The organism is Sulfuriferula sp. GW1 (genome assembly GCF_047300855.1).
Lineage (GTDB): Bacteria > Pseudomonadota > Gammaproteobacteria > Burkholderiales > Sulfuriferulaceae > Sulfuriferula.
Genome location: NZ_CP170197.1, coordinates 2,145,209 through 2,168,867, shown reverse-complemented (window position 1 = coordinate 2,168,867; position 23,659 = coordinate 2,145,209). Strand labels below are relative to the sequence as shown.

Annotated in this window: 23 protein-coding genes; 9 read left to right on the top strand and 14 right to left on the bottom strand. The window is 54.0% G+C overall.

Annotation, left to right across the window (positions count from 1 at the left end; all coding sequences use genetic code 11):
* Positions 1 to 2 precede the first annotated feature (2 nt).
* From ACFDAU_RS10620 to ACFDAU_RS10595, 6 genes are all read right to left on the bottom strand, one after another.
* Positions 3 to 1,706: an ATP-binding protein gene (locus ACFDAU_RS10620; protein WP_413436902.1), complete on the bottom strand. Its 1,704-nt coding sequence runs from the start codon at positions 1,704 to 1,706 to the stop codon at positions 3 to 5.
* A 258-nt stretch (positions 1,707 to 1,964) separates the two neighbouring features.
* Entirely contained in the window at positions 1,965 to 2,726 is a 762-nt protein-coding gene (locus ACFDAU_RS10615; RefSeq protein ID WP_413436901.1) for a Crp/Fnr family transcriptional regulator, read from the bottom strand.
* A 270-nt stretch (positions 2,727 to 2,996) separates the two neighbouring features.
* Entirely contained in the window at positions 2,997 to 3,311 is a 315-nt protein-coding gene (locus tag ACFDAU_RS10610) for a DUF883 family protein (protein WP_413436900.1), read from the bottom strand.
* Positions 3,312 to 3,449: 138 nt separating this feature from the next.
* Positions 3,450 to 3,662 carry a hypothetical protein gene (locus ACFDAU_RS10605; RefSeq protein ID WP_413436899.1) on the bottom strand — a complete coding sequence of 71 codons (213 nt, stop codon included), beginning with the start codon at positions 3,660 to 3,662 and terminating at the stop codon, positions 3,450 to 3,452.
* 295 nt (positions 3,663 to 3,957) lie between these two features.
* Positions 3,958 to 5,148, bottom strand: a complete 1,191-nt coding sequence (locus tag ACFDAU_RS10600; protein WP_413436898.1) for an AI-2E family transporter — start codon at positions 5,146 to 5,148, stop codon at positions 3,958 to 3,960.
* 657 nt (positions 5,149 to 5,805) lie between these two features.
* Positions 5,806 to 5,964: an entericidin A/B family lipoprotein gene (locus ACFDAU_RS10595; protein ID WP_413436897.1), complete on the bottom strand. Its 159-nt coding sequence runs from the start codon at positions 5,962 to 5,964 to the stop codon at positions 5,806 to 5,808.
* A gap of 444 nt (positions 5,965 to 6,408) precedes the next feature.
* Between ACFDAU_RS10595 and ACFDAU_RS10590 the strand changes: the two genes are divergently transcribed.
* The 4 genes from ACFDAU_RS10590 to ACFDAU_RS10575 all read left to right on the top strand — a co-directional run bounded on the left by ACFDAU_RS10590 (position 6,409) and on the right by ACFDAU_RS10575 (position 12,464).
* Positions 6,409 to 6,933 (top strand): hemerythrin domain-containing protein, encoded by a 525-nt coding sequence (locus tag ACFDAU_RS10590; RefSeq protein WP_413436896.1) that lies wholly within the window; start codon positions 6,409 to 6,411, stop codon positions 6,931 to 6,933.
* A gap of 295 nt (positions 6,934 to 7,228) precedes the next feature.
* Positions 7,229 to 8,533 carry an NRAMP family divalent metal transporter gene (locus ACFDAU_RS10585; RefSeq protein ID WP_413436895.1) on the top strand — a complete coding sequence of 435 codons (1,305 nt, stop codon included), beginning with the start codon at positions 7,229 to 7,231 and terminating at the stop codon, positions 8,531 to 8,533.
* 276 nt (positions 8,534 to 8,809) lie between these two features.
* Positions 8,810 to 10,309: an ATPase domain-containing protein gene (locus ACFDAU_RS10580; protein WP_413436894.1), complete on the top strand. Its 1,500-nt coding sequence runs from the start codon at positions 8,810 to 8,812 to the stop codon at positions 10,307 to 10,309.
* On the top strand, positions 10,296 to 12,464 hold the full coding sequence (locus ACFDAU_RS10575) for a putative bifunctional diguanylate cyclase/phosphodiesterase (protein ID WP_413436893.1): 2,169 nt from the start codon (positions 10,296 to 10,298) through the stop codon (positions 12,462 to 12,464). Before ACFDAU_RS10580 ends, ACFDAU_RS10575 begins: the two co-directional genes overlap by 14 nt.
* A gap of 224 nt (positions 12,465 to 12,688) precedes the next feature.
* Here the strand turns inward: ACFDAU_RS10575 and cls are convergent, their stop codons facing one another.
* The 8 genes from cls to ACFDAU_RS10535 form a co-directional block, all read right to left on the bottom strand.
* Positions 12,689 to 14,125 carry a cardiolipin synthase gene (gene cls, locus ACFDAU_RS10570; RefSeq protein WP_413436892.1) on the bottom strand — a complete coding sequence of 479 codons (1,437 nt, stop codon included), beginning with the start codon at positions 14,123 to 14,125 and terminating at the stop codon, positions 12,689 to 12,691.
* A 394-nt stretch (positions 14,126 to 14,519) separates the two neighbouring features.
* Positions 14,520 to 15,458 carry a c-type cytochrome gene (locus tag ACFDAU_RS10565; protein ID WP_413436891.1) on the bottom strand — a complete coding sequence of 313 codons (939 nt, stop codon included), beginning with the start codon at positions 15,456 to 15,458 and terminating at the stop codon, positions 14,520 to 14,522.
* Positions 15,459 to 15,477: 19 nt separating this feature from the next.
* The gene (locus tag ACFDAU_RS10560; protein WP_413436890.1) at positions 15,478 to 16,092 is read right to left on the bottom strand and encodes a c-type cytochrome; all 615 of its coding nucleotides are present in this window, start codon (positions 16,090 to 16,092) and stop codon (positions 15,478 to 15,480) included.
* Positions 16,093 to 16,275: 183 nt separating this feature from the next.
* Positions 16,276 to 16,425, bottom strand: a complete 150-nt coding sequence (locus ACFDAU_RS10555; RefSeq protein ID WP_413436889.1) for a lmo0937 family membrane protein — start codon at positions 16,423 to 16,425, stop codon at positions 16,276 to 16,278.
* Positions 16,426 to 16,547: 122 nt separating this feature from the next.
* Entirely contained in the window at positions 16,548 to 17,159 is a 612-nt protein-coding gene (locus tag ACFDAU_RS10550; RefSeq protein ID WP_413436888.1) for a hypothetical protein, read from the bottom strand.
* Positions 17,160 to 17,186: 27 nt separating this feature from the next.
* The gene (locus ACFDAU_RS10545) at positions 17,187 to 17,375 is read right to left on the bottom strand and encodes a DUF2188 domain-containing protein (protein WP_413436887.1); all 189 of its coding nucleotides are present in this window, start codon (positions 17,373 to 17,375) and stop codon (positions 17,187 to 17,189) included.
* Positions 17,376 to 17,448: 73 nt separating this feature from the next.
* Positions 17,449 to 17,664, bottom strand: a complete 216-nt coding sequence (locus tag ACFDAU_RS10540) for a CsbD family protein (RefSeq protein WP_413436886.1) — start codon at positions 17,662 to 17,664, stop codon at positions 17,449 to 17,451.
* 91 nt (positions 17,665 to 17,755) lie between these two features.
* Complete coding sequence (locus tag ACFDAU_RS10535; protein ID WP_413436885.1) at positions 17,756 to 18,241, bottom strand: glycine zipper 2TM domain-containing protein; 486 nt, start codon at positions 18,239 to 18,241, stop codon at positions 17,756 to 17,758.
* Between the two features lie 113 nt (positions 18,242 to 18,354).
* On the opposite strand from ACFDAU_RS10535, the gene ACFDAU_RS10530 reads away from it, so the two are divergent.
* From ACFDAU_RS10530 to leuB, 5 genes are all read left to right on the top strand, one after another.
* Positions 18,355 to 19,083 carry a Crp/Fnr family transcriptional regulator gene (locus tag ACFDAU_RS10530; RefSeq protein WP_413436884.1) on the top strand — a complete coding sequence of 243 codons (729 nt, stop codon included), beginning with the start codon at positions 18,355 to 18,357 and terminating at the stop codon, positions 19,081 to 19,083.
* A 194-nt stretch (positions 19,084 to 19,277) separates the two neighbouring features.
* Positions 19,278 to 20,426 (top strand): MFS transporter, encoded by a 1,149-nt coding sequence (locus ACFDAU_RS10525; RefSeq protein WP_413436883.1) that lies wholly within the window; start codon positions 19,278 to 19,280, stop codon positions 20,424 to 20,426.
* A gap of 63 nt (positions 20,427 to 20,489) precedes the next feature.
* Positions 20,490 to 21,893 carry a 3-isopropylmalate dehydratase large subunit gene (gene leuC / locus ACFDAU_RS10520; RefSeq protein ID WP_413436882.1) on the top strand — a complete coding sequence of 468 codons (1,404 nt, stop codon included), beginning with the start codon at positions 20,490 to 20,492 and terminating at the stop codon, positions 21,891 to 21,893.
* 17 nt (positions 21,894 to 21,910) lie between these two features.
* Positions 21,911 to 22,549: a 3-isopropylmalate dehydratase small subunit gene (gene leuD, locus ACFDAU_RS10515; protein ID WP_413436881.1), complete on the top strand. Its 639-nt coding sequence runs from the start codon at positions 21,911 to 21,913 to the stop codon at positions 22,547 to 22,549.
* 32 nt (positions 22,550 to 22,581) lie between these two features.
* Positions 22,582 to 23,646 carry a 3-isopropylmalate dehydrogenase gene (gene leuB / locus ACFDAU_RS10510; RefSeq protein ID WP_413436880.1) on the top strand — a complete coding sequence of 355 codons (1,065 nt, stop codon included), beginning with the start codon at positions 22,582 to 22,584 and terminating at the stop codon, positions 23,644 to 23,646.
* The last annotated feature ends 13 nt before the right edge of the window (positions 23,647 to 23,659 follow it).

Sequence of the window (23,659 nt, the reverse complement as noted above, 5' to 3'; positions counted from 1 at the left end):
TGCTAGGTGATGAGCTGCGATTCGTTATCCAAACCTGTTTCAGCGAATTCCAGCGCCTGATCCAGTGTCTTCATGAACTCGTTGACCTTGATCGGCTTGGTGAGATAGCGGAAGAATCCCGCCTCCAGGCCTTTCTTGATATCGTGGGGCATGGCGTTGGCGCTGAGGGCAAGCACCGGGATATGCGCCGTTGCCGGATCTTGGCGCAGGATTTTCAGCGCCTGGATACCGCTGATGCCAGGCAGATTGATGTCCATCACGATTACATTCGGCTGATGGGTGCGCGCCAGCGCGATACCGCGGGTGCCATCACCTGCGCCCAGCAAACGCAAGTCGGGACGGCGTGTGATAAGTTGCTCGACCAGTTGCATATTGGCACGGTTGTCTTCTACATACAGCACGGTGCGCAGCGCAGCGCCGGGTTGAACAAGCGCTTGCAGCAACGCCAGCGGTACGTCTGAACCAGGGGCGATTTGCGGTTCAGCCGCCAGGTTCAGTTCGAACCAGAACACACAACCCATTCCAACCGTGCTTTCCACCCCGATTTCGCCCCCCATCAATTCAACCAGGCGCTTGCTCACCACGAGGCCGATACCGGTGCCTTCCTCGGCGCTGGCTTCTTGTCCGAGACGATTAAAGGGCTGGAAAAGTTGTGCGAGCTTTTCGGGCGGCAAACCCTGGCCGGTATCCTGCACGCTGACGCGGACGCGCCCCAATTGATTCACGCTGCAGGTCACTTCCACAGTCCCGTTTGGGCGGTTGTATTTGATCGCGTTGGAAAGCAGGTTGAGAATAACCTGCTTTACCCGGGTTCGATCGGCATGCACAAAGTAAAGAATTTCGATCTGGGGGAAGCTGATGTGGATGCTGCTTTTTTGCGCCTGCGGCTCGATCATGGCCTGGCATTCGAGCATGACCTCGAGCAGCGACATGGGCTCCTGCGACAAAGACAGTTTGCCCGACTCGATCAACGCGAGATCGAGAATCTGGTTAATCAATTCCAGCAGATACCATCCCGCCTGGAGAATCTGGTCGATGCTGGCCTTTTGGGTGGGTGTAGGGTGCGGCGCACCAGTCTCCATCAATTGGGCGAAACCGAGGATTGCATTGAGCGGAGAGCGCAACTCATGACTCATGCTGGACAAAAAATCCGATTTGGCGAGGTTGGCTTTTTCCGCCGCGGCCTTGGCGTTGGTCAGCTCCGCTTCCACCTGCTTGCGCACCGAGTTGTCTGCCCCAATCAACAGATAGCCGATAATGTCATCATAATCATCGCGCAGCACCGTGATCGACACGGTCGCCGGGAAGCGGCTGCCGTCCTTGCAGATATAGGTCAAATCGTAGCTGTCGTCGATCCCACGCGAAGCCTTGTAGGCCAGCGCCTCGAAGCCCGGCATAATCGTCGTGGTCAGCTCCGCGCTCAAAGCGCGCGCGCGTGCCTCGACTTCTTGCGGGTCATGAATGTCGCTGGGGCTGATCTTGTTCACGACTTCGGTGGCCTGATAGCCTAGCATGCGCTCGGCGCCGATATTGAATAGCTGAATGATGCCTTTCTCGTCAGTGGCGATAATCGAGAAATTGGCACTATTGAGAATCGCGTTCTGCAAGGCCCCGGTTTTAAGCAGAACTTCCTGGCGCCGCAGCTCGGAGATGCCATCCGCCGTAGCGGTTTTTTGAATGGCGGAATCGCGGATTATTTCGGGCATGGACGTCCTTAGATTAAAGCGCGAATTGGCGAGACGGATCGCGTGGCCGAAGGTGCGGGTAGCACCCGCCTAGTTATACGCTCATCCTGGATAAAGAATGCATGCTTTTGCAAAGCGGGCGCTGGGGGCGGGATGATTAAGTCAGTGAATGAATTTTGGATAAGCATTTTCCATTATGGTGCTTGAGTTCTGGCGCAGTCCGTGCGTTATCGCACAGTTGACGGCGCTATTATGCAAAGTGGGAAACAAGGCGAAGGACTAAGCGTGACCGGTAAGCGGGAATTCCTGGCGATTGCGTACATCACACAGTAATCGATCATGTTCTTTCTTGACCACCCCATAGCATTCACACACGCGGGACTCCAGGCCAGCCCGATTGACCACGGTAATATGGCCGCGCCGGTAGCGAATGAACCCCGCTTGCTGCAAATGCCCAGCAGCCTCGGTGATGCCTTCACGCCGCACACCGAGCATGCCGGCAATCAGCTCCTGGGTCATGGTCAGTTCACTGGAGGGCAGGCGATCAAGTGTGAGCAATAGCCATCTGCACAATTGCTGCTCCACCGAATGATGGCGGTTGCATACTGCAGTTTGGGATATTTGTGTTATCAACGCCTGGGTGTAGCGCAAGAGCAAGTGTTGCATCACCCCGGCACGACGCCCACCGACGCGATTGAATTCCTCCATCAGCAGCGGTGCCTTGAGTTGGTAACCGTGGCCCCCCGTCTGCACAATGGCCCGGCTCGGCGTGGTATTCCCGCCCATGAAAAGCGAAATGCCGAGTACGCCTTCGTTGCCCACCCCGGCGATTTCGGACGAGGCGCCGCTCTCGGTGACATAGTGCAGCGACACGATGGCGGTCGTCGGGAAATAGACGTGCTGTAACTGGCCGCCGGATTCATAAAGTACCTCACCGAGCGGCATCGCCACGCGTTCGAGGTGTGGCGCAATACGCTCGAATTCAGCGTCAGGCAGAGCGGCGAGCAGATGGTTTTGATTGGGGCTGTGTGCAGTATCCATAGGCGGTCTCAGAATAATCGACCGGACGGTGCGATCATCACGCGAACAGCATACACGCTTTGCACCCAGCAAGTCTGTCAGACTTTGGTGGATGTTGCAGGGGTTTATCCGATGGCTACAGCGCTCCCTGCTGCATTGATGCGTGATCTGAGAGTAATACGGCAGTCATTCCACCCCATTCAGATGCGATCAGATTCTGGTTGGCCAGCGCCAAAGCAACGCCGGCATTGAGCCGATCCTTGCCCACGGGGGGTGATCTGGCGAAGCAACTTAGCGGCGCCCGATAAGTATGCCGATTACCAGACTGACGCCAGCGACGGCGCCGATGGCTTGCCACGGGTATTCATGGACATAAGCGTCGGTTGCCTGGGCTGCGGCTTTGGCTTTTACAAGCAGTGCCGCCTGCGCCTCAGCGATACCGGCTTTTGCGACCCGGAGGGATTCTTCCGCCTTGGCGCGTAACTCGGTCAGCTTCTCGCCGCCCTGGTTGGCAGTTGCTTTCAGCAATGCTTCTGCATCCGCTATCACCACTTTGAAATCGGCGATCAACTGTTCTTTGGTAATTTCATCAGAAAACCTATCCATACTTTTCTCCGTTGCTGGTGTTGTTGCGTTCATGGAAATCCTGTCTTTTTACCGTACGGTTGACTGTAAAAAAACAGGCAAAATACTGCATGGGTCCGTCCGTGATTCATGGACACACCCATCGGCTATGGACTCAAGCTACTTGCGCAGAGTAAGCAGGAATACGCCTGCGACAATCGCGCCCAAGCCAGCCCAGATTGGAATGTTTACGGTTTGCGTATCCTTGACCGACAATTCTATCGGACCCAGTTTGGCTTGATGGGTTTCCTTGGTATAAGTGAAACCCCCGTACGCCAATCCCAGGCCACCGGCCACGATCAGTACGATTGCTAACATCTTGGCTGCATTCATGCCATTTTCTCCTGAAGAAGTACTTTTATATTGTGACGGGGAGGTACACCGGTAACGGTAATTGCGCTGTTGCAACTCATGCTGCTGCTCCATGCGTTCGGGAGCATGCCGAGTAAAATTAACATGGAGCGGATTTTTAGCATTATGTGAGCCCGGTTTGTTATCGACTTTCAGAGTTTGGGGTTGTCAGCCCCCACATGTTTAAAATGATACCGGCTCTTATCCGGACGTTTCTGTTCGGTACCGCACATAATTCCAAATGCTCTGCATGCCCGCTATCTATCCAGTGGTCTGCTTAGTCTCCCAGCAACTCTGCCACAGGATGCAACGGTTCTATATGCTGCGACACGACCCGAACGATGACGATGATGGGTATGCTGAGCAGCATGCCCCATATGCCCCATAGCCAGGTCCAGAACAGCAGGGAAATAAACACTGCTGCTGTATTCATTTTTGCAAACCTGCCTGTCATCCAGGTGGTGACCAGGGTGCCAATGATGGTGGCTATCAGCAACGACGCGCCGGCCACCTGTAGTGCTGGTGAAATCGAATCGAACTGGATGAACGCTGCCATGCCGGTAACGGAGGCAGTAATCACGGGGCCAAAATAGGGAATGATATGCAACAGGCTTGCCGCTGCCGCCCAGGCCCCTGCGTTTTCCAGGCCCAGCCAGGAGAAGGCCGCCCAGGTGAAAATACCTACCATGGCGTTGGTGATCAACAGCATGAACATGTAACTCTGGATGGAATTGTTAATGTCATCCAGAATATGAACGGTAATTTTTCTCCTGGTCAGGGTGGGCCCTGCCAGACGTACCAGTTTGCGCTTGAAAGTATCCCCCGACAGCAGCAGAAAATAGGTGAGGAATGCCACCATGACAGCCTGCCCGAAAAAGGTTAGCAGGCCCGTCCAGCCTGACCATAATAAATTGCTCAGCTTGAATGGAGATGGATCGACGACCACATAGGTCTTCACTCGCTTGTTAGCCTCCGGAGTGGCGGCAACCTGATTGGTGGCTTTTTCAATTTCATTTGCAGCGATCTGTACTTTTTGCATGTTACTAAGCTGGCCACGTTGCAAATGACTTGTTACGGACGACAACTTGCTGGCAGCCTTGGGTAACTGATCCAGTATCGTCTGCATTTCCCCGCGTAAAGCGTAGGTGCAAAGCAATCCCGCGCTGACCACGGTGAGCATGACTATAGTGGCTCCCAATACACGCGGGATTTTGATTAATTCCAGCCACGCCACCAGCGGATTGAGCGTATAGGCAAATAAAATTCCAAGCAGGATGGAAATGACAAAAACCTGGGCCCAATCAAGTGCAAATATCAGCGCGATGACAGCGAGAAGGGTCAGCGCCAAGTTGCGCGCATTCACCGTGTCATGCGTGGGGGGAAGCGTCGCATTATCGGTATTGGCGGGGGCAGCCATACCTTCAACTGTATTGAATGGCGCCACTTGAGAAGGGGGTTCTTTCATCATGACATCCAAAATAGAAAGTGCTGCTAGCTTGTTATTGGCGAAATGCCGAAATCGAAAGTGTTCTATGGGGGCTATTATTATGCGATCAAAAGACCAAGCCGAGCCTGTTTGAATGTTGGCGCCTTTACTAAAGATGCGTTAATCCCCCGTACCAGTATCGAGGTTCCAGGGCGGCGACCGCTACATCGTAATCCTATGCAAAACACAGCAGAATTGTAGCCATGTTGCCAATATAACGGCCCGGATGAATTTGATCGGTGCGCTAGCGTACAGATGTGGCTTTTCGTTAGCCAGAAGATTGTAGCGCCGACCCTTCAGGGCCCATCATGATCTCTACCCAAGACAGCCGAGTAAAAGTCCAAAAACAACGTCGCTGAAAAGCGGAGGGAGATATCCCTAACGAGCGCGGCGCAGAACACGTGAGACAAAAGCCATCCCCGATACGACCCAAAATCCGGCTTGAGCACCGGCGCCTATATCGCAAATAAGCGCCCTCAACTGGCCACTCACGCCAACCATTGTTGTAGCGATGTGCCGTTTCACAAAATCAGGAAAAGCCCATCCCAAAGTAGCTGATCGTTCTTGCGAGTTTCACGCCGCAGCAGGCATAAAAAAAAGGCTCCATGCAGAGCCTTTATATTTATTGCGGGTATGGCCTTAATTCTTGTTCTGAACATCCCGGGCTTTGTCGTGAATGGCATCGCCTGCACGTTCAACGTCTTTACCGGCGCCCGCCACGGTATTGCAAGCCGAAACGCTGAGCAGCATCCCCAGTGTTCCGGCCATTATTAAGGCGGATAAAATTTTCCTGGTCATGGTTTTCTCCTGAGTTAAACGCTGAATAAAAAGCCTCGAAACCTTGTGACGGCGATTTCAAAGCTGGTATGACTTTATCGGGCAAGGCAGACGAAGTCTGTACGCTGTCGCACATACGTGAGTGCACCCCTTCGCTGGGCAAAATTAAATGCTTGATGTTCATCCCGCACCCGCTGGAAGTGTTCAAAAAATAAGCAGGCTCCCGGCTGGCGCGTAAGCCGGCATTGAGGAAAGGAAGTTCTGGGTGCATTGCCAATTTTCAGCGGCTAGATAAAGGATATGTTCGCATCCGTACTGACTGGTTTGGTCTGTCTCGATTAAGCTTGTTTCCAGGAAAGCTTGTCATTCATTTTTGTGGGTCATTCGTAGCAGCGGTTCTGTTTCGAGTGACCTCGATTTAGGGGATGAGTTATTTCCATCGTCCAAACAGCCAAGGGGAAATCCATGACGACAGCCACCCATAAATCCGCTACAAAATCCGAACATGACGCATACGCATTGCTTACCCAGGATCACAAGAAGGTGAAAAAGCTATTTGGGGATTTTAAAAAATTGAGCAAAAGTGATGCGTCTGATGAAGCCAAGGCCACTCTGGTCGGGCAGATATGTATGGAGTTGACTATTCATGCCCAAATTGAGGAAGAAATCTTCTACCCAGCAGTGCGGGCTGCTATTAGTGATGAAGATTTGATGGACGAAGCGGATGTAGAGCATGACGGCGCAAAAAACCTGATTGCCCAATTAAGGGGAATGAGGCCTGGCGAAGATCACTATGATGCAAAAGTAACGGTGCTCGGCGAAAACATCGATCATCACGTGAAGGAAGAAGAAGAAAAGATGTTTCCCAAGGCAAAGAAGGCCAAAGTCGACACTGCCACACTCGGTAAAGCAATGCTAAAGCGTAAGCACGAACTTGAAAAAACTGAAGGTGCGGAGCCGGTTAAGGCCACGAAATCCAGCGCTCGCTAGGGCTTTTCACGGGGGTGCCGCTCCGGTAAACCTCGATGGGCGGCGGAGTGCCATCAAAACAGGTTCAACATCGTTTTCACAACCACGGCCGCTCTATCGAGAGGCTCTGGTTGTTGAAAATGTGTGCGTGCTCCAATGATTCTGAATCCAGGCGATCCATCGCGCTATACAAGCCACGGTCTAGTTCGCTGATCTTCTCCTCCGGACCTGGAGCCGGTTTGCTCCTGTCCGTGAGAGAAGGCATGCGAGTTAAAACCTGTACGACCACTATAATTTAATCTTGGATAGGCGAACCATGCCACACCCCGCGTCTTTACAGGTACAGCCAGAGTCAAGTGACGACCGGAAATCGTTGCTCAACAAACTCGGTCCGGGTTTGATTACCGGCGCGGCGGACGACGACCCGAGCGGGATTGCGACCTACTCGCAGGCGGGCGCGCAATTCGGTTTCAGCATGCTGTGGACGGTTTTTTTCACCTATCCATTAATGGTGGGAATCCAGTTGATCAGCGCCCGGATCGGGCGGGTAAGCGGCCGGGGCTTGGCCAGCAACATGCGCCGTCACTATCCGCCCTGGCTGCTGTATGCCATGGTCGGCCTGTTGCTGATCGCCAACACGATTAATATTGCTGCCGATATCTCCGCCATGGGCGCAGCACTGAAATTGATCATCGGCGGAAGTGCACAATGGTACGCCGTCGGTTTTGGAGTCGCGTCCTTATTGCTACAGGTGTTCATCCCTTATAAACGCTATGTGCGCATTCTGAAATGGTTCACCCTCGCATTGCTGGCTTATGTGGCTACCGTGTTTGTCATCCACGTTCCCTGGGCGGAGGCCTTGACCCGCACACTGGCGCCGCATTTATCCTGGAAGCCTGAATACATCACCACCGTGGTCGCCGTATTCGGCACCACCATCAGTCCTTACCTGTTTTTCTGGCAAGCCTCGGAAGAAGTCGAGGACCTGCGCGCCAATCCGCACGCCCAGCCCTTGATAAAACAACCTGATCAAGCGAAAGCCAGCCTGAGAGACATCAAAATCGATACTTTGATTGGCATGGGATTTTCCAATTTAGTCGCCTTTTTCATTATCCTGACCACGGCGGTGACGCTGAACCTGCATGGGATAACGGATATACAGACTTCCGCGCAGGCGGCCTCTGCATTACGTCCGATTGCCGGGGATTTTGCTTTTATGCTGTTCAGCGCCGGCATCATCGGTACCGGCTTGCTGGCGATTCCGGTCCTGGCCGGATCTTCCGCCTACGCCCTGTCCGGTGCATTCAAATGGAAAAACAGCCTTGAGTACACCCCGCTGAGGGCGAAAGGATTTTATGGAATCATCATTCTTTCCACCGTGATTGGCGTGGCGCTGGGCTTCACCCCGATCAACCCGATCAAGGCGCTGTACTGGAGCGCTGTCATCAATGGCGTGATCTCGGTGCCCATCATGGTGGTGATGATGCTGATGGCGGTGCGGCCGGAAATCATGGGGCGTTTCGTGTTATCCCCAAGGCTCAGGATGCTCGGCTGGCTGGCGACGCTGATGATGGCGCTGGCAGTGGGGGCGATGTTCTGGACGATGCGTAGCACGTCGTGAAGCGTCAAAAGTTCAGGGCCTGATGCGAGCCGGGCGGGTACTTCCGGATCGGCCAAGGAAAATGCGCGAAAATTGTGAGAAACTTGTGCTTTGGAAGTGTGCTGGCACGGCCAGGCCTCATGGCCTGGTCAACTTTCTTATTGTGCGGTAGCGTACAGAAAAGAATTCTTTCTACGTGTTATTATTTTTTTTAAATGCGAGCGATTTGTCATGCCGTTGCTGCATGAAATCCACGTTTCATACCTTAACTTGATAAAGTTTTGATGCAATTCTTTCATGTCAAAATCTGCCAACTTGCCCTTGCCAGGCGAATCTGAACAGCTTTCGCTTGGCGTTGACGGCCTGGACGACATCTTGCGAGGGGGGCTCACTGCAGATCGCCTCTATCTCATCGAAGGGATGCCTGGGTCAGGTAAAACGACTATAGGCTTGCAGTTTCTTCTGGAAGGGGCGCGCCGAGGCGAACCCACCCTGTATATAACCTTGTCGGAAACCGAAGCCGAGTTGCAAGCGGTGGCAAAATCGCATGGCTGGAGCCTGGAAAATATTCATGTACATGAAGTTATTGCTTCCGAAGATTTTCTCGACCCTGCAGAACAACATACCCTGTTCCATCCGTCCGAGGTCGAACTGGGGGATACGACTCAAAACATTTCCTCGATAGTGGAAGCCGTCAAGCCGAAACGGGTCGTCATCGACTCGCTTTCCGAATTGAGGCTTCTGTCGAGTAATCCGCTTCGCTACCGGCGGCAGATTCTCGCGTACAAACAATTCTTCGCGCGGCGAGCATGTACTGTATTGATGCTGGATGACCGCCCGGACACATTCGACATGCAAATCAGAAGCATCGCGCATGGCGTGATCAGCCTGGACCAGACCGATAGTGATTACGGCGCGGGCCGCCGCCGGCTTCGAATCATCAAGTTTCGCGGAATGAATTTTCGCGAAGGATTTCACGATTATAAAATCCGGCGCGGCGGCGTGGCCGTATTTCCACGGTTGATCGCCGCTGAAACACGAACCCTGGCGGATCGCCTGCCCGTCAGTAGTGGTATCGCAGCGCTGGATATGCAACTCGGGGGCGGCCTGGAGGAGGGGACCAGTACGATAATCGGTGGGCCGCCCGGCACCGGAAAATCAACCTTGGCGGCTCAATTTGCAATGGCCGCAATTAACCGCGGGGACAAGGCTGCGCTGTTTATTTTCGAGGAGTCCACTAATATCCTGCTCAATCGAACCGCTGAGGTCGGAATCGATCTGAGAGATGCGCACGATAAGCGCTCTGTAATGATCTATCAGATCGATCCTGCTGAAATGTCTCCGGGTGAATTTGCTCAACAAGTGTGCGCATCCGTTGAAGAAAATAATGCGAAGCTTGTTGTCATTGACAGTCTGAATGGCTATCTCAATGCCATGCCCGACGAACGTTTTCTCTCGCTACATATGCATGAGCTGCTTGCCTATCTTGGCCAGCGGGGTGTTACCACGATTCTGGTCGGGGTGCATCAGGGCATGATCGGAAATACCATGAGCACTGCGGTTGAAGCGAGCTATCTGGCAGATAATGTGCTGCTGTTAAGGCACTTTGAGTACAACGGTGAAGTGCGCCAGGCCGTATCAGTCTTCAAGAAACGGGCAAGCGTCCATGAACGGACGATCCGCGAATTTTCCATATCCGGAAAAGGAATTTACGTAGGTGAGGTTTTGCATCAATTTCATGGCGTGCTTACCGGCATTCCAACCTTTGTTGGCAGCAGCCTGAATGACTCGGAATAAAACATCTGCCCTACCTCCTTTTGCCGGCGCCAGCTGCGAATTGATAGAAACACGCGTCCTGGTACTGGCGTCCTCGCAAAAGGACGGCGAGATGGCGTGCCGTGTGCTGACGAACGCACGGTTTCATTGCGCGGTTTGCAAGGATATCGAGACCCTCATTACGGAACTTGAGCGAGGCGCCGGCGCGGTGCTCCTGGCGGAGGAAGTTCTCACGCAAACTGCACTTGAAATGCTGGAAAACTTCGTCGTCAATCAGCCCAACTGGTCGGATATGCCGATAATGATATTGACCTATCACGGCGCAAATTCCCCTGTGTTAAACCAGTGGTCACACCGATTGGGAAAAACGACCCTGATGGAGCGGCCGGTGCGCACCGCAGCGTTGATCAGCGCGGTGCGCTCCTCCCTGCGGGGCCGCGATCGTCAATACCAGATGCGGAAATCGCAACTGCAATTGCAGGAGAGCGAGCTGCGCTTCAAGTCCCTGTTCGAGCACCATCCTGACGGGATTGTCGTCCGGGATCTTAGCGGAAAATTTATTTCCGGCAACAAGGCCATTGAATCAATAACGGGCTATTCGATAGAGGAACTTCAAAGAGAAACAATACAGTCCCTGGCAACCTCGGAAGATGTTGATCAGGTTATCGAATGTTTTAGGAAGGCTGCGCAGGGAACCCCAAAGAAATTTCGAGCGAAAGCGATCCGCAAGGACAGCTCCATAATTGAAGTTGAAGCAGTCTATGTGCCGTTGATCATTGAGAGCGAAATAAAAGGTGTACATGGGATTGTCCGTGACGTCACCCAGTCGAGTAATTATGAACGCCGCATCCAGCACCTGGCGACCCATGATGTGTTGACGGATCTGCCAAATCGCCATTTGCTCATTGATCGCATGCATCAAGCGCTCGAGCATAGCCGGCGTACCAATAAACAGACAGGCATCCTGTTCATGGACCTGAACCGGTTTAAACAGGTAAATGACAGCCTTGGTCATGATATCGGCGATCTTTTGCTCAAGGAGATTTCCAGGCGTTTGAAGCGATGCGTGCGCGAAATGGACACGGTAGCGCGAATTGGGGGAGATGAATTCGTAGTGATGCTCGGCGAGCTCACTTCAATCGAGACAATGGCCACGATAGCTGACGAGATACTGGAATGCGTTTCCCGGCCTATCAAGCTCACCGAGCATGAATTGACGATTACTACCAGTATCGGCGGCAGTGTATATCCTAAAGACGGTCACGACGTCGCTACCTTGCTCAAGCATGCCGACCTCGCAATGTATCAAGCCAAGAAAATGGGTTCGGGGTCATTCCGGTTCTATGATCCTGACATGAATCTGCGAATTCTTGAGCGCCTGCTTACCGAAAGCGCTCTGCAGCATGCTCTCGACAAAAACGAGTTCACAATTCACTACCAGCCGCAAGTGAGCATCGACCTAAATGAAATCATTGGAGTCGAAGCGCTGGTGCGGTGGATGCACCCGGAAAAAGGCTTGATTGAGCCGGCTGATTTCATTCCTTTAGCGGAAGAAATAGGGATGATCGGGGCAATAGGAGAATGGGTCCTTCGCAGCGCTTGTACACAGAATCGGGCATGGCAGCAAGCCGGATTTCCATCCATAAAAATGGCGGTGAATCTATCCTCCCATCAATTACGCTCAAGCCGTATCGAACAAATTGTGCGATCTGCGTTAGCCGATACTGGCATGGAGGCCCGTTATCTTGAACTGGAAATTACCGAAACAGGCCTGATGGAGAATATCGAATTGTCCTTCCAAACCTTGCTCGGCATCCGTAAAACAGGGGTGTCGATTTCTATCGACGATTTTGGCACGGGTTATTCGTCCCTGTCTCACCTAAAACGTCTGCCGATCAATGCGATAAAGATCGATAAGTCATTCATTCGTGATCTTGGACATGACCATAATGATGCCGCCATTGTGGGTGCTACGATAGCCATGGCGCAGCACATGGATCTAAGAGTGATTGCTGAAGGAGTTACCGATGTCGATCAGGTGCGTTTCCTGTCTAACCACCACTGTAGCGACATGCAAGGATTTTTGTTCAGTCACCCGATGCCAGCGCACGAACTGGAAGAATTGTGGAGAAGGGGTCTTCTACGTCCCGGTTACAGGCCGGAAATTGCCGCTTAGGCACAATTAGCGTGGCGTGATTTTCGGCCGGCGGGAAAACAACGCGGCTTTTTTGTATGTCCACTTGAACATACCCGTGGCTGGAAAGTCGAGGGTTCCCCCATCCAGGCGATTCAGTGATGAGTGGTAGTCAATTAGCCAGGCCTGAGACCGGGTTAACCACGCCGGCGATTTTACCTGGACATGTATCCAGATAGTCCTGGGTTTTAAAATGAATACAAAATCTACAGCCAGTATTCCGGTAGGCGAGACAGCCATTCCTTGAAACGCGACGTGAGAGGGCGGCGTTGCCATTGCTTCAATTCAATCTGATTCGAATGCGCCAGATCATTTGCAAACATGGCTTCCATTTGGTTGGCAAAGTCAGCGCCCAGGATGACGGCATTGATCTCGTCATTATGCAAAAAACTGCGCCAATCCAGGTTAGTGGAACCAATAGTGGACCATACTCCATCTATGGTCGCGGTTTTGGCATGCATTACCGCTCCGCGACGCTCGTAGATTTTTACGCCGGATCGCAATAGCGTTGTGTAATGAGAACGCCCTGCATTGAAGACGATCCATGAATCGCTATGGCTGGGTAATATCAGTTTCACATCCACACCCCGTTGTGCTGCATCAATCAAGGCTTTAAGAAACTGGGGGTCGGGCACAAAATAGGCATTGGTTAGATGGACCTGTCGCTCCGCATGATTGATGGCGGAGAGCAGCGTCAGGTAAATAGGGCTGGTCGGATCATCCGCAACACTGCCAATGGCGCGGACGATTTCATTGCCCTGCCTGTGAAGTTGCGGGAAATAATCGTGTTGGGTAAGCGGTGCGCCGCCTTGTTTTTTCCAGGTTGCCAGGAACAGTTTCTGAAATTCGGCAACCGCCGGTCCTTCAATCTCAACATGGGTGTCACGCCAGCCGAATGATGGAGTGCCTTTTTTTGTTTTATGACGCAAAAAAGAGCCACTGGAGTATGCATCGCTGATATTGATGCCGCCGACAAAAGCGATTCGACCATCCACGACTAATAGCTTGCGATGGTCGCGATTATTCAGCCGCCAGGTTTTGGGATTGCGCGCCAGTGGATTAACCGGATTGAACTCCACTACATGGATGCCGCTGTCGGCCATGAATTTAAAAAAATCTTTCGGCGTGCCGAGTGAGCCGACGCTGTCGTAGATCAGGTTAACCTCGACGCCGTGGGCCTGTTTATCCAGCAGTAATTCCTCAAACTCATCGCCGACCTTGCCATCTTCAAAGATGTAGGTTTCCAGGTTGATCGAGTGCCGTGCGTTACGGATGGCTGTAAACATGGCCTTATAGGTGGATGGTCCATCCTGTAACAAAGTGACTTTGTTACCTAATACCAGAGGATTTTCAGGATTTATTTGCTGCTCCAGCGCCAGATGTTTCTGCAAGATATCCAGGCTGCCTGTCTCCAGTTTTAATTGCTTGAGGATGGTTTGACTTTTTTTTGCAGGTAATGCGCCGTGCGCGTTATCAAATTGCACCGCCTGCGGAGGAGTCGCGAGGGTGGCTTTGGCATCGGGAAGACTTGCGCAGCCAGTCATCATCAGCAGACTTGTCATAGCTGCAATCAGTAATTTGGTATGCGATAAGCAATCAGAAAAATAATCTGCGAAGTATTGCAATTGCATCGTCATCACCATGAACAAACCAGTTTTTTTTGATTAGATGTATATCCAGTCGGAACGGGCTTACTGCCATTCATCAAGTGCAAATTCTAATCCCTATTCATGTTCGGGGCTTGTCTTTAAGCACTGCGGAGAGGTAAGAAGCAAACCGAATACTTACTATTGCATGATGTACTTTTTCACTGGCGGAAGATTGCCAATCCAGCCGCAACCCAATGCGAGACAACGATATCGATGACGCAAGACCACCACGCTGATTAAGCGATCGATAAGTCTACGGTGTATGCGTGCCACAGCACCTCCACACGCCGGGCAGACTGGTCGTCTAATCTGGAGGGTCGCCGTCTCTGGTAGGGGGTTGGGCATGCCGCATTCACCTATGATTTTCCTGCAGGCAGAATGAACTGCCTTATTTTTTTACTCTCGGGTCTGGCGGCCTGTCGTGACTATCCACGAACTGCGCAACGTCCCATGCCTCTTGTAGCGAGAGTGAGTTGCCTTTGCCCAGCGGCATATTCGCTTTGATAAAGGCCGCTGCATTTTTTACCGAATGCATACCTGCGCCCGCATTAAAGGAATCCTTGCCCCAGAGCGGGGGAAACGCATAAGCTCCGTTCACTTTAGTGCCCAGTCCATCTGAGCCATGACAAATAGCGCAATTTTTCTCATAGATTGCGGCGCCGCGTTGCGCATCGGGTTGCTGGGGAGGTTTGTCCAGCTTTGGGTAACCACGGCCCGCGAGTTCCTTGCCGGTAGGAGCGCCTGTCGCCAGCCAGTAGCTATAACTGGTCAAGGCCAGCATTTCCTTGCTGTTATAAGCGGGTGGCGTGCCATTCATGCTGAAACGGAAACACCCCGCTAAACGATCTTCAAAACTGTTTACCTTGTGATTCTTGCTTCGGTAGGCAGGAAACATTACATACGCACCCCATAACGGCGCCGAGTCTGCCTTGCGTCCTGCATCCAGGTGACAATTCACGCAATTCAAACCATTGCCGACCAGGTTTTTTGCATACACCTGGGTATGTACAAAAATATTTCTGCCCAGTTTTATCATGTCGCCCATTTCGCCAGTGGGCATATCACTCTCTGCCGGGGGAATGAAATGTGTCGGTTGAATGGTAGCGGGCGCCGGTTTTGATTCGTGCTGTCCCGCATCCGGCTCGGGTAGAGTATCTGCGGGCGCATGGTCGGCAACGACTGTTTTTTGCTTGGGTTCCCTGGAACCCTCATAGCGGGCGGGAATAAAGACTATGGATGCAACAATCACCACCCCGAGTACCGCCAGCACGATCCACATGGGATGAAATTTGCCATTTTGCGTCAGTCGATCAAGCAATCGATTCATGGCGTGCCTCCATCAACTCTCATTCTTTCGGATTCGCGAGGTAGGCGCTGACAGCACTGATATCCTCCGCGCTCAATTTGTCTGCGACAGACTTCATCAATCCTTCAGGATCATTGATACGCGTTCCGGCTTTCCACGCGTTAAGCTGGTTGCTTATGTAAACGGCATTTTGCCCGGCAATACTGGGGAAGTGCGGAGGGATACCGGCGCCATCTGCACCGTGGCAAGCAAAACAGGCAGGCATGCCTTTGTCCCAGTTGCCGTGCTGCGCCAGTTGCGCGCCACGGGACGTTTGCGCTGCATTTTGGGCGGGGCCGGGGCCTGGTTTCCAGGGCGGCAAACTGGCGTAATAATCCGCGACGTCATTCATCTGGGCAGTGTCCAATGCACTGGCGATGGGTCGCATCAAAGGGTTGGTACGCAATTTTGCCTTGAAATCCTTTAATTGCTTGACCAGGTAGTCCCGATTCTGCCCGGCCAAACGTGGAAATCCGGCAGGCGGCCGACCTTCCCCGTTAAGGCCGTGACACAGCATGCAGGCGGAAATATTTCCGGCGCCGCTTTTTGCGATTGCTTCGCCCGCCTTGACGTCGGCATGACTCATCCCTGCTTGCCCTGCCAGGAGCATAAGCATTCCGATTTTTACCGAATGATTGTGCGCAAAATTCATTATTTTGCTCTCTTCGATTTTCTATTCAACGCGAGGTGATGTATGGGGAGCAACTGTCTCGACGCTGGTGAAGCGTGACGAAATTGCCACGGTCGCCAGGAGACAAGGTGGGTGTCCATACATCGCACGATTAGTGCGCGTAATTGTTCATACCGGGGGGCGGCCGCTGATCAGACGGAGCAGGATAACCACTATCGCAATGACCAGGAGAATGTGAATAAAGCCCCCCAAAGTATATGAGGTGACCATGCCCAGCAGCCAGAGAATGATTAATATAACCGCGATTGTATATAGCATGACAAATCCCTCTTTAAAATTTGTAATCGGTTTACGCTGGTGTATGACCACTATCCGGTGCAGGTATATTTATCAAAATAGAATACCGCCGGATAATGGGTTGTTGCAGTTTCAGATTGCCATTACATTCCGAACTGTGCTTTCGCCTGATTGATGCAACGATCTTTGGCTGCTCCGGAATAGGTCTCGCATTTTTCCTTGGCTACAGCGAAATCTGCCGAGCGTTTGTCCTTTGCTGCGTCATGCTGTGCGTCCGAGGTTTTTTCCTTGGCTTTCATATTGGCTTCAGCGGAGGCGTTGCCGGCCTTTTCATCTGCCTGCAATGTCTTCATCTGTACCTTGGCATCTGCTTTCGCATGCACATAAGCGGCCTTGGCTTCTTTCACGCAAACATCTTTGGCATTGCCCGATTTGTCGTCGCAGCGTTCCTTGCCCACTTTGTATGCGGCCTCTGCTTTCGCCATCAAAGCCTTGTAACGCGTCTTCTCGCTGGGTTTGTATTTCGCTTCCAGTTCAGCCTTGGCGACATTTTCGTTGCCCTTGGCTTCGGCCTCGCAAACGTCGTTGGCATTACCTGACAAAGAATCACATTTTTCCTTGGCGGCCTTGTATTCGGAGCTGATGCTGCTTTTGCTCGCCTTGTAATCGCTTTTGGACATGGTCTCAGCCATGGCCCCAGCGCTGAAAGCCAACAGAATGGCTGCGGTAAGTGCGGTAATAGTGGTTTTTTTCATGGTATTTCCTTTTGAGAATCTAGTGAGTCAGTCGATTACTTTGACGCCAGAACCTTCCTTGGTTTTGGCCAGGTCATTGGCATATTTCTTGGCATCTTCGGGGCTGTCGAAGGATGCAAGCGGCTTGTCAAAACCTTCTTCGCTTACTTCCCACTGCCCCGATTTGCCTTGTTGCACACAAAAAACAGTGGATCCTTTTTGGTCCAAGCCCATCATTTCTCTCCTTGGTTATCTTGCGGTTCTGATTTCATAACCCGAACCGGGCGGTCGATGTGGTTTCCGGCACGCCTCAATGGGCGCGGAAGTCCTTGTTGCGCTCTTCGAATTCCTTGATCTGCTTTTCAGCCTCATCCTTGTTGACGCCATAAGCTTCCTGGATCTTGCCCGCCAGTTGGTCGCGTTTGCCGGCGATTTGATCCAGGTGATCATCCGTCAGCTTGCCCCACTGTTGTTTGACATTACCTTTGAATTGTTTCCAGTTTCCTTGAACGATGTCCCAGTTCATGTTTTCTCCTTTTCAGTGAATTCGACAGGCGGAATTGCCTGGCGAGAATTGATGCACTCTGGCGCGGATGCAAGGGCAAAACCACGCGATATCAATAGCGCGTGACGTGGTTGTTGTCGATGCGAACCCGATCTCCAACACGCATATCGCCTATATCATTTTGGGTAAAGGTTTCGTAAGCCCCGTTATCCAGACGTACGCGTATCTGAAAAGCATCGGAGTTCGCCGCGTTGCGGTTCTTTTCTATTTGGTGGCCCACAATGGCACCGCCGACTGCGCCTGCCGCCGTGGCTGCTGTTCTGCCTCTCCCACCGCCGACCTGGTTGCCCAGTACGCCGCCCACGACACCGCCAATGACGGTACCGATGCCTATCGGGCTGCCGTTACTGTCTGTACGCACTGTGTTGATGGAATCGACCACCCCATAGGCGCTGCTGTAACGCGGAGCATTGCCGTATTGATTGTCGGGGTATGGATTACTGGAGCGCGTATCCGGATAGGGATTGGTACTGGCGCAGCCACCCAGCAAAATCACGCTCATGCCTGCAATCGCAAGCACCTTATGGAATGTTTTCATGGAATCTCCTATGATCGAGTTCGCAGATTAGGAGAAATGCCGGCAACGGTCTGTACGCTGTCGCACATTTGAAGAGCCTGATCTTTTCGTCTCAACAATCTAAGGGCCAGGCCATGTCAGCTATACACGATCCAAAACATAACCACTTGCTTGCCGCAATGCCCGATGATGAATTCGAGCGCATTGCACCTCATCTTGAACTGGTATTTCTGGAACGCTCCGAGTTGCTGTATGAATTTGATGAAGCGCTGGAATATGGTTATTTCCCGACAACCTTGATTGCGTCCTTGCTGTGCAGCATGGAGGACGGTACTTCGGCGGAGGTCGCTGTGGTCGGAAACGAAGGCGTGCTGGGGGTATCGATCTTCATGGGTGGACAGACTTCGCTCACGCAGGCCACGATCCAGCATTCAGGCCATGCTTACCGGCTGAAATCCAGCATTCTGAAAGAGGAATTCGACCACTGTGGAAGCCTGCAGCATTTGCTGATGCGTTACACTCAGACACTGATTGTTCAGATGTCGCAAACCACCGGCTGCAACCGCCGCCATTCGGTGGAACAGCAATTATGCCGCTGGCTGTTGCTGAATATCGATCGCTTGCCTACGGACGAATTGCGCATGACGCAGGAATTGATTGCAAACATGCTGGGTGTGCGCAGGGAGAGCATTACTGAGGCCGCAGTCAGGCTGCAGGATGCCGGTCTGATCAGCTATTCCAGAGGTCGCATCGAAATTCTGGATAGGTCCAGGCTGGAAGCACAGGCCTGCGAGTGTTACGACATCGTAAAAAAACAATATGACAGCCTGCTCGCTGATTTGGCAGACAAGGCGGTTGGTTAACCCTGGGAAATGAAAAACTGAGCAATCCTGCCTGAAACATTTGGCGCTGGCGCTGCCCTCGGCTGATCCTGGACTTTTAGCGCAATCGTCAGAGACATTACGGTACGCTGGGTTCAGCGCCCAGTGAGCGGCCGCATCACTCATCGCGGGACGGATTTTTTTCCCCATTTTCTGGTTATTCCCGGTTTGAATTTGTGACGCAAAATCTTCCCTACTGGCGCCTGTCCGGTTTCTATTTTTTTTATTTCGCCTTTGTCGGGGCGATGTCGCCGTTCTGGGCGCTCTACCTCGAGTCGCTGGCCTTCAGCGCGTTCCAGATCGGTGTACTGATGTCCCTGTTGCAGGTAATGCGGATTTTTGCGCCGAATATCTGGGGCTGGATGGCGGATCGCAGCGGCAAGCGCGTGATAATCGTGCAAATCGCAGCGCTGGGGAGCCTGTTGTGCTATCTCGGCGTATTTTTTGGCACCAGCTTTGCCTGGCTGTTTGCGGTGATGGCAACCATGAGTTTCTTCTGGAGCGCATCGCTGCCGCTGGTGGAAGCCACCACGCTGTCGCACCTGGGCGAACATAGCCATCGCTACGGTCGCATCCGCCTGTGGGGATCAGTGGGATTTATCGTGGCAGTGCTAGGGCTGGGTTACTGGTTCGATGTACGGCCCATCAGCGATTTGCCCTGGGCGGTACTGGGTTTCATGGCCGGTATTGCGTTGCTGGCACGGCGCATTCCGGAAGCGGCGATCGAAGTGCACGCGGCCGATCACCAACCGGTGTGGCACATCCTGCGCCGTCCCGAGGTGATGGCACTGATCGCCGCATGTTTCCTGATGGCGGTGGCGCATGGCCCGTATTACACCTTTTATTCCATTGATCTGGTCGAGCATGGCTATACGAAAAGCGCAGTGGGCTGGTTGTGGGCGCTGGGGGTCATTTGCGAAATCGCCGTATTCATGTGGCTGCCGCGTCTGCTGCCGGGGGTATCCATGGCGCGCATTCTGCTGGCGACTTTTGCCATTGCGGTGTTGCGCTTCCTCCTCATCGGCTGGGCGGTGGACTACCCCGGCTGGGTGATTTTTGCCCAAGTGCTGCACGCGGCGACTTTCGGTGCATTCCACGCAGCGGCGGTGGCGTTGATCCACCGTTATTTCCGCGGCAGGCATCAGGCGCGCGGGCAGGGCATCTACAGCAGCCTGGCGTTCGGCGCGGGTGGCACGCTGGGCGGCTTATACGCCGGCGCCATCTGGGACAGTCTCGGCGCGCAATGGACGTTTACCATCGCAGCGGGATTCGCCTTGCTGGGGTTCGGGCTGGTGGCATGGAAACTCAAGGCGATGGAGGCTTGATTCAGTGCACGGTTGCGGCAGCCTGTGTATAATTTTCGGTTCAACTATCCAGTGGCTGCATCCATGAACGCGCAAACGCTTTACGACAAACTTTGGCAATCGCATCTGGTCAACGAGGAGCCGGACGGCGCCACGCTGCTGTATATCGACCGCCACCTCGTGCATGAGGTAACCAGCCCGCAGGCATTCGAAGGCTTGCGTCTGGCCGGGCGCAAGCCACGCCGGGCTGACGCTGCCGTGGCGGTGGCCGACCACAACGTCCCCACCACCAATCGCGCCGGCGGGATTGCCGACCCGATTTCGCGTCTGCAGGTGGAAACGCTGGATCAGAATTGCGCCGATTTCGGTATTGTCGAATTCAAAATGAACGACGTGCGCCAGGGCATCGTGCACGTGATCGGTCCGGAAGAAGGCCTCACGCTGCCCGGCATGACCGTGGTATGCGGGGATTCCCACACCAGCACGCACGGGGCATTCGGTGCGCTGGCGTTCGGTATCGGTACCTCTGAAGTGGAACACGTGCTGGCCACCCAGTGCCTGGTCATCAAAAAATCCAGGGCCATGCGCGTCAACGTGGAAGGCGAGCTGGGGCGCGGCGTGACCGCCAAGGACGTGGCGCTCGCCATCATCGGCAAAATCGGCACTGCCGGCGGTAACGGCTACGCGATCGAGTTTGCCGGTTCGGCGATACGCGGACTCTCCATGGAAGGGCGCATGACCTTGTGCAACATGGCGATCGAGGCGGGGGCACGCGCCGGCATGGTAGCGGTTGATGACAAGACTATCGACTATGTAAAAGGCCGTCCTTACGCACCCACGGGCAAGCAGTGGGATCAGGCGGTGGACTGGTGGCGCATGCTGGTGTCGGATGCAGATGCGGTGTTCGACCAGGAAGTGCACATGGACGCCGCTGCCATCGTTCCGCAAGTGACCTGGGGCACTTCGCCTGAAATGGTGACCAGCGTGGACGGACGCGTGCCCGACCCGGCGGATGCGCCCTCCGAAGTAAAGCGCAACGATTGGGAACGCGCATTAGCCTATATGGGGCTTGCGGCCAATACGCCGATCGAGAAAATCGCTGTGGACAAGGTGTTCATCGGTTCCTGTACCAATTCCCGCATCGAGGACCTGCGCGCCGCCGCTGCGGTGGTGCAAGGCCGGCAAAAAGCCGCCAGTGTGAAGCTGGCGATGGTGGTGCCCGGTTCCGGTCTGGTCAAACAACAGGCGGAACAAGAGGGCCTGGACCGGATATTTCTCGCAGCCGGTTTTGAATGGCGCGATCCGGGCTGCTCGATGTGCCTGGCGATGAACGCTGACCGGCTCGAGCCGGGAGAACGCTGCGCCTCCACTTCCAACCGCAATTTCGAAGGCCGCCAGGGGCAGGGCGGCCGCACCCATCTGGTGAGTCCGGCCATGGCTGCAGCGGCTGCGGTGGCGGGGCACTTTGTCGATGTCCGTAAATTTTAATTTGAAGGTGTGAAATCATGCGCGCATTTACCTTACTGGACGGCTTGGTGGTGCCGCTCGACCGCGCCAATGTGGATACCGATGCCATCATTCCCAAGCAGTTCCTGAAATCCATCAAGCGTAGCGGTTTCGGCCCCAATCTGTTCGATGAATGGCGTTATCTCGACCATGGCGAGCCGGGGCAGGATGCCAGCAGTCGCCCGAAAAATCCGGATTTCGTGCTCAACCAGCCGCGTTACCAGGGTGCGCAGGTGCTGCTTGCGCGCGAGAACTTCGGCTGCGGATCGAGCCGCGAACACGCGCCGTGGGCGCTGGAGGATTTTGGCTTGCGCGCCCTCATCGCGCCCAGTTTTGCGGATATTTTCTATAACAACTGCTTCAAGAACGGCCTGCTGCCCATCGTGCTGGACGCGGCCAGCGTCGATCAGTTGTTCCGTGAAACCGAAGCGACGCCCGGTTACGCCCTGCAGGTGGACCTGGAACGGCAGACCGTGACCACGCCCGCTGGCGAATCCTTCGGTTTTGACGTGGATGCGCACCGCAAGTATTGCCTGCTTAACGGCCTCGACGATATCGGCCTGACCCTGCAACAGGCGGACAAGATCAAGGCTTATGAAGAACGGCGCAAGGCGGAAGCGCCGTGGCTGTTTGTGTAGTTTTTTTCTGATTTTGAATTGAAAGAATCCTTATGAAAATCGCAGTATTGCCCGGCGACGGCATCGGTCCCGAAGTGACCGCCCAGGCAGTGAAGGTGTTGCAGGCGCTGAACAGCGACGGCTTCAGGATCGAGATGGAACATGCCGCCATCGGTGGGGCGGGGTATGACGCCGCGGGTGATCCATTGCCGGACGCTACACTCAAGCTTGCTCGCGAATCCGACGCAATTCTGCTCGGTGCGGTGGGTGGCTATCAGTACGATACGCTGCCGCGCCCGATGCGCCCGGAGCAGGGCTTGCTGCGCATCCGCAAGGAACTCAACCTGTTCGCCAACCTGCGTCCGGCCATGCTCTATCCGGAGCTGGCCGATGCTTCCACGCTCAAACCGGAAGTGGTGGCGGGGCTGGACCTGATGATCGTGCGCGAGCTTACCGGCGACCTCTACTTCGGCCAGCCGCGTGGCATCCATGTCAACGAGGCGGGCGAGCGCGAAGGCTACAACACCATGCGCTACAGTGAGTCGGAAGTGCGGCGCGTGGCGCACATCGGTTTCCAGATCGCCATGAAGCGCGGCAAGAAACTGTGCTCGGTGGAAAAGGCCAACGTACTTGAAACCAGCGAGCTGTGGCGCGAGGTGGTGATCGAGACCGCCCGGCAGTATCCCGAGGTGGCGCTGTCGCACATGTACGTGGACAACGCAGCGATGCAACTGGTGCGCAACCCGAAGCAGTTCGATGTGATCCTTACCGGGAATATCTTTGGCGACATCCTTTCCGACGAGGCCTCCATGCTCACCGGCTCCATCGGTATGCTCGGTTCGGCGTCGCTGGATGAGCACCGCAAGGGCATGTACGAGCCCATCCACGGTTCGGCGCCGGATATTGCCGGCAAGGATATCGCCAATCCGCTCGCCACGATACTTTCCGCCGCGATGATGATGCGTTATACCTTCGGCCACGACGCTGTGGCCGACCGCATTGAGAATGCGGTCAAAAAAGTGATCAGCGGGGGGCTGCGCACCGCTGATATTTACACGTCCGGCACCACCCGAGTGGGTTGCGCGGCCATGGGCGACGCAGTGCTTGCCGCGCTGTGACCGAAAATAGAAC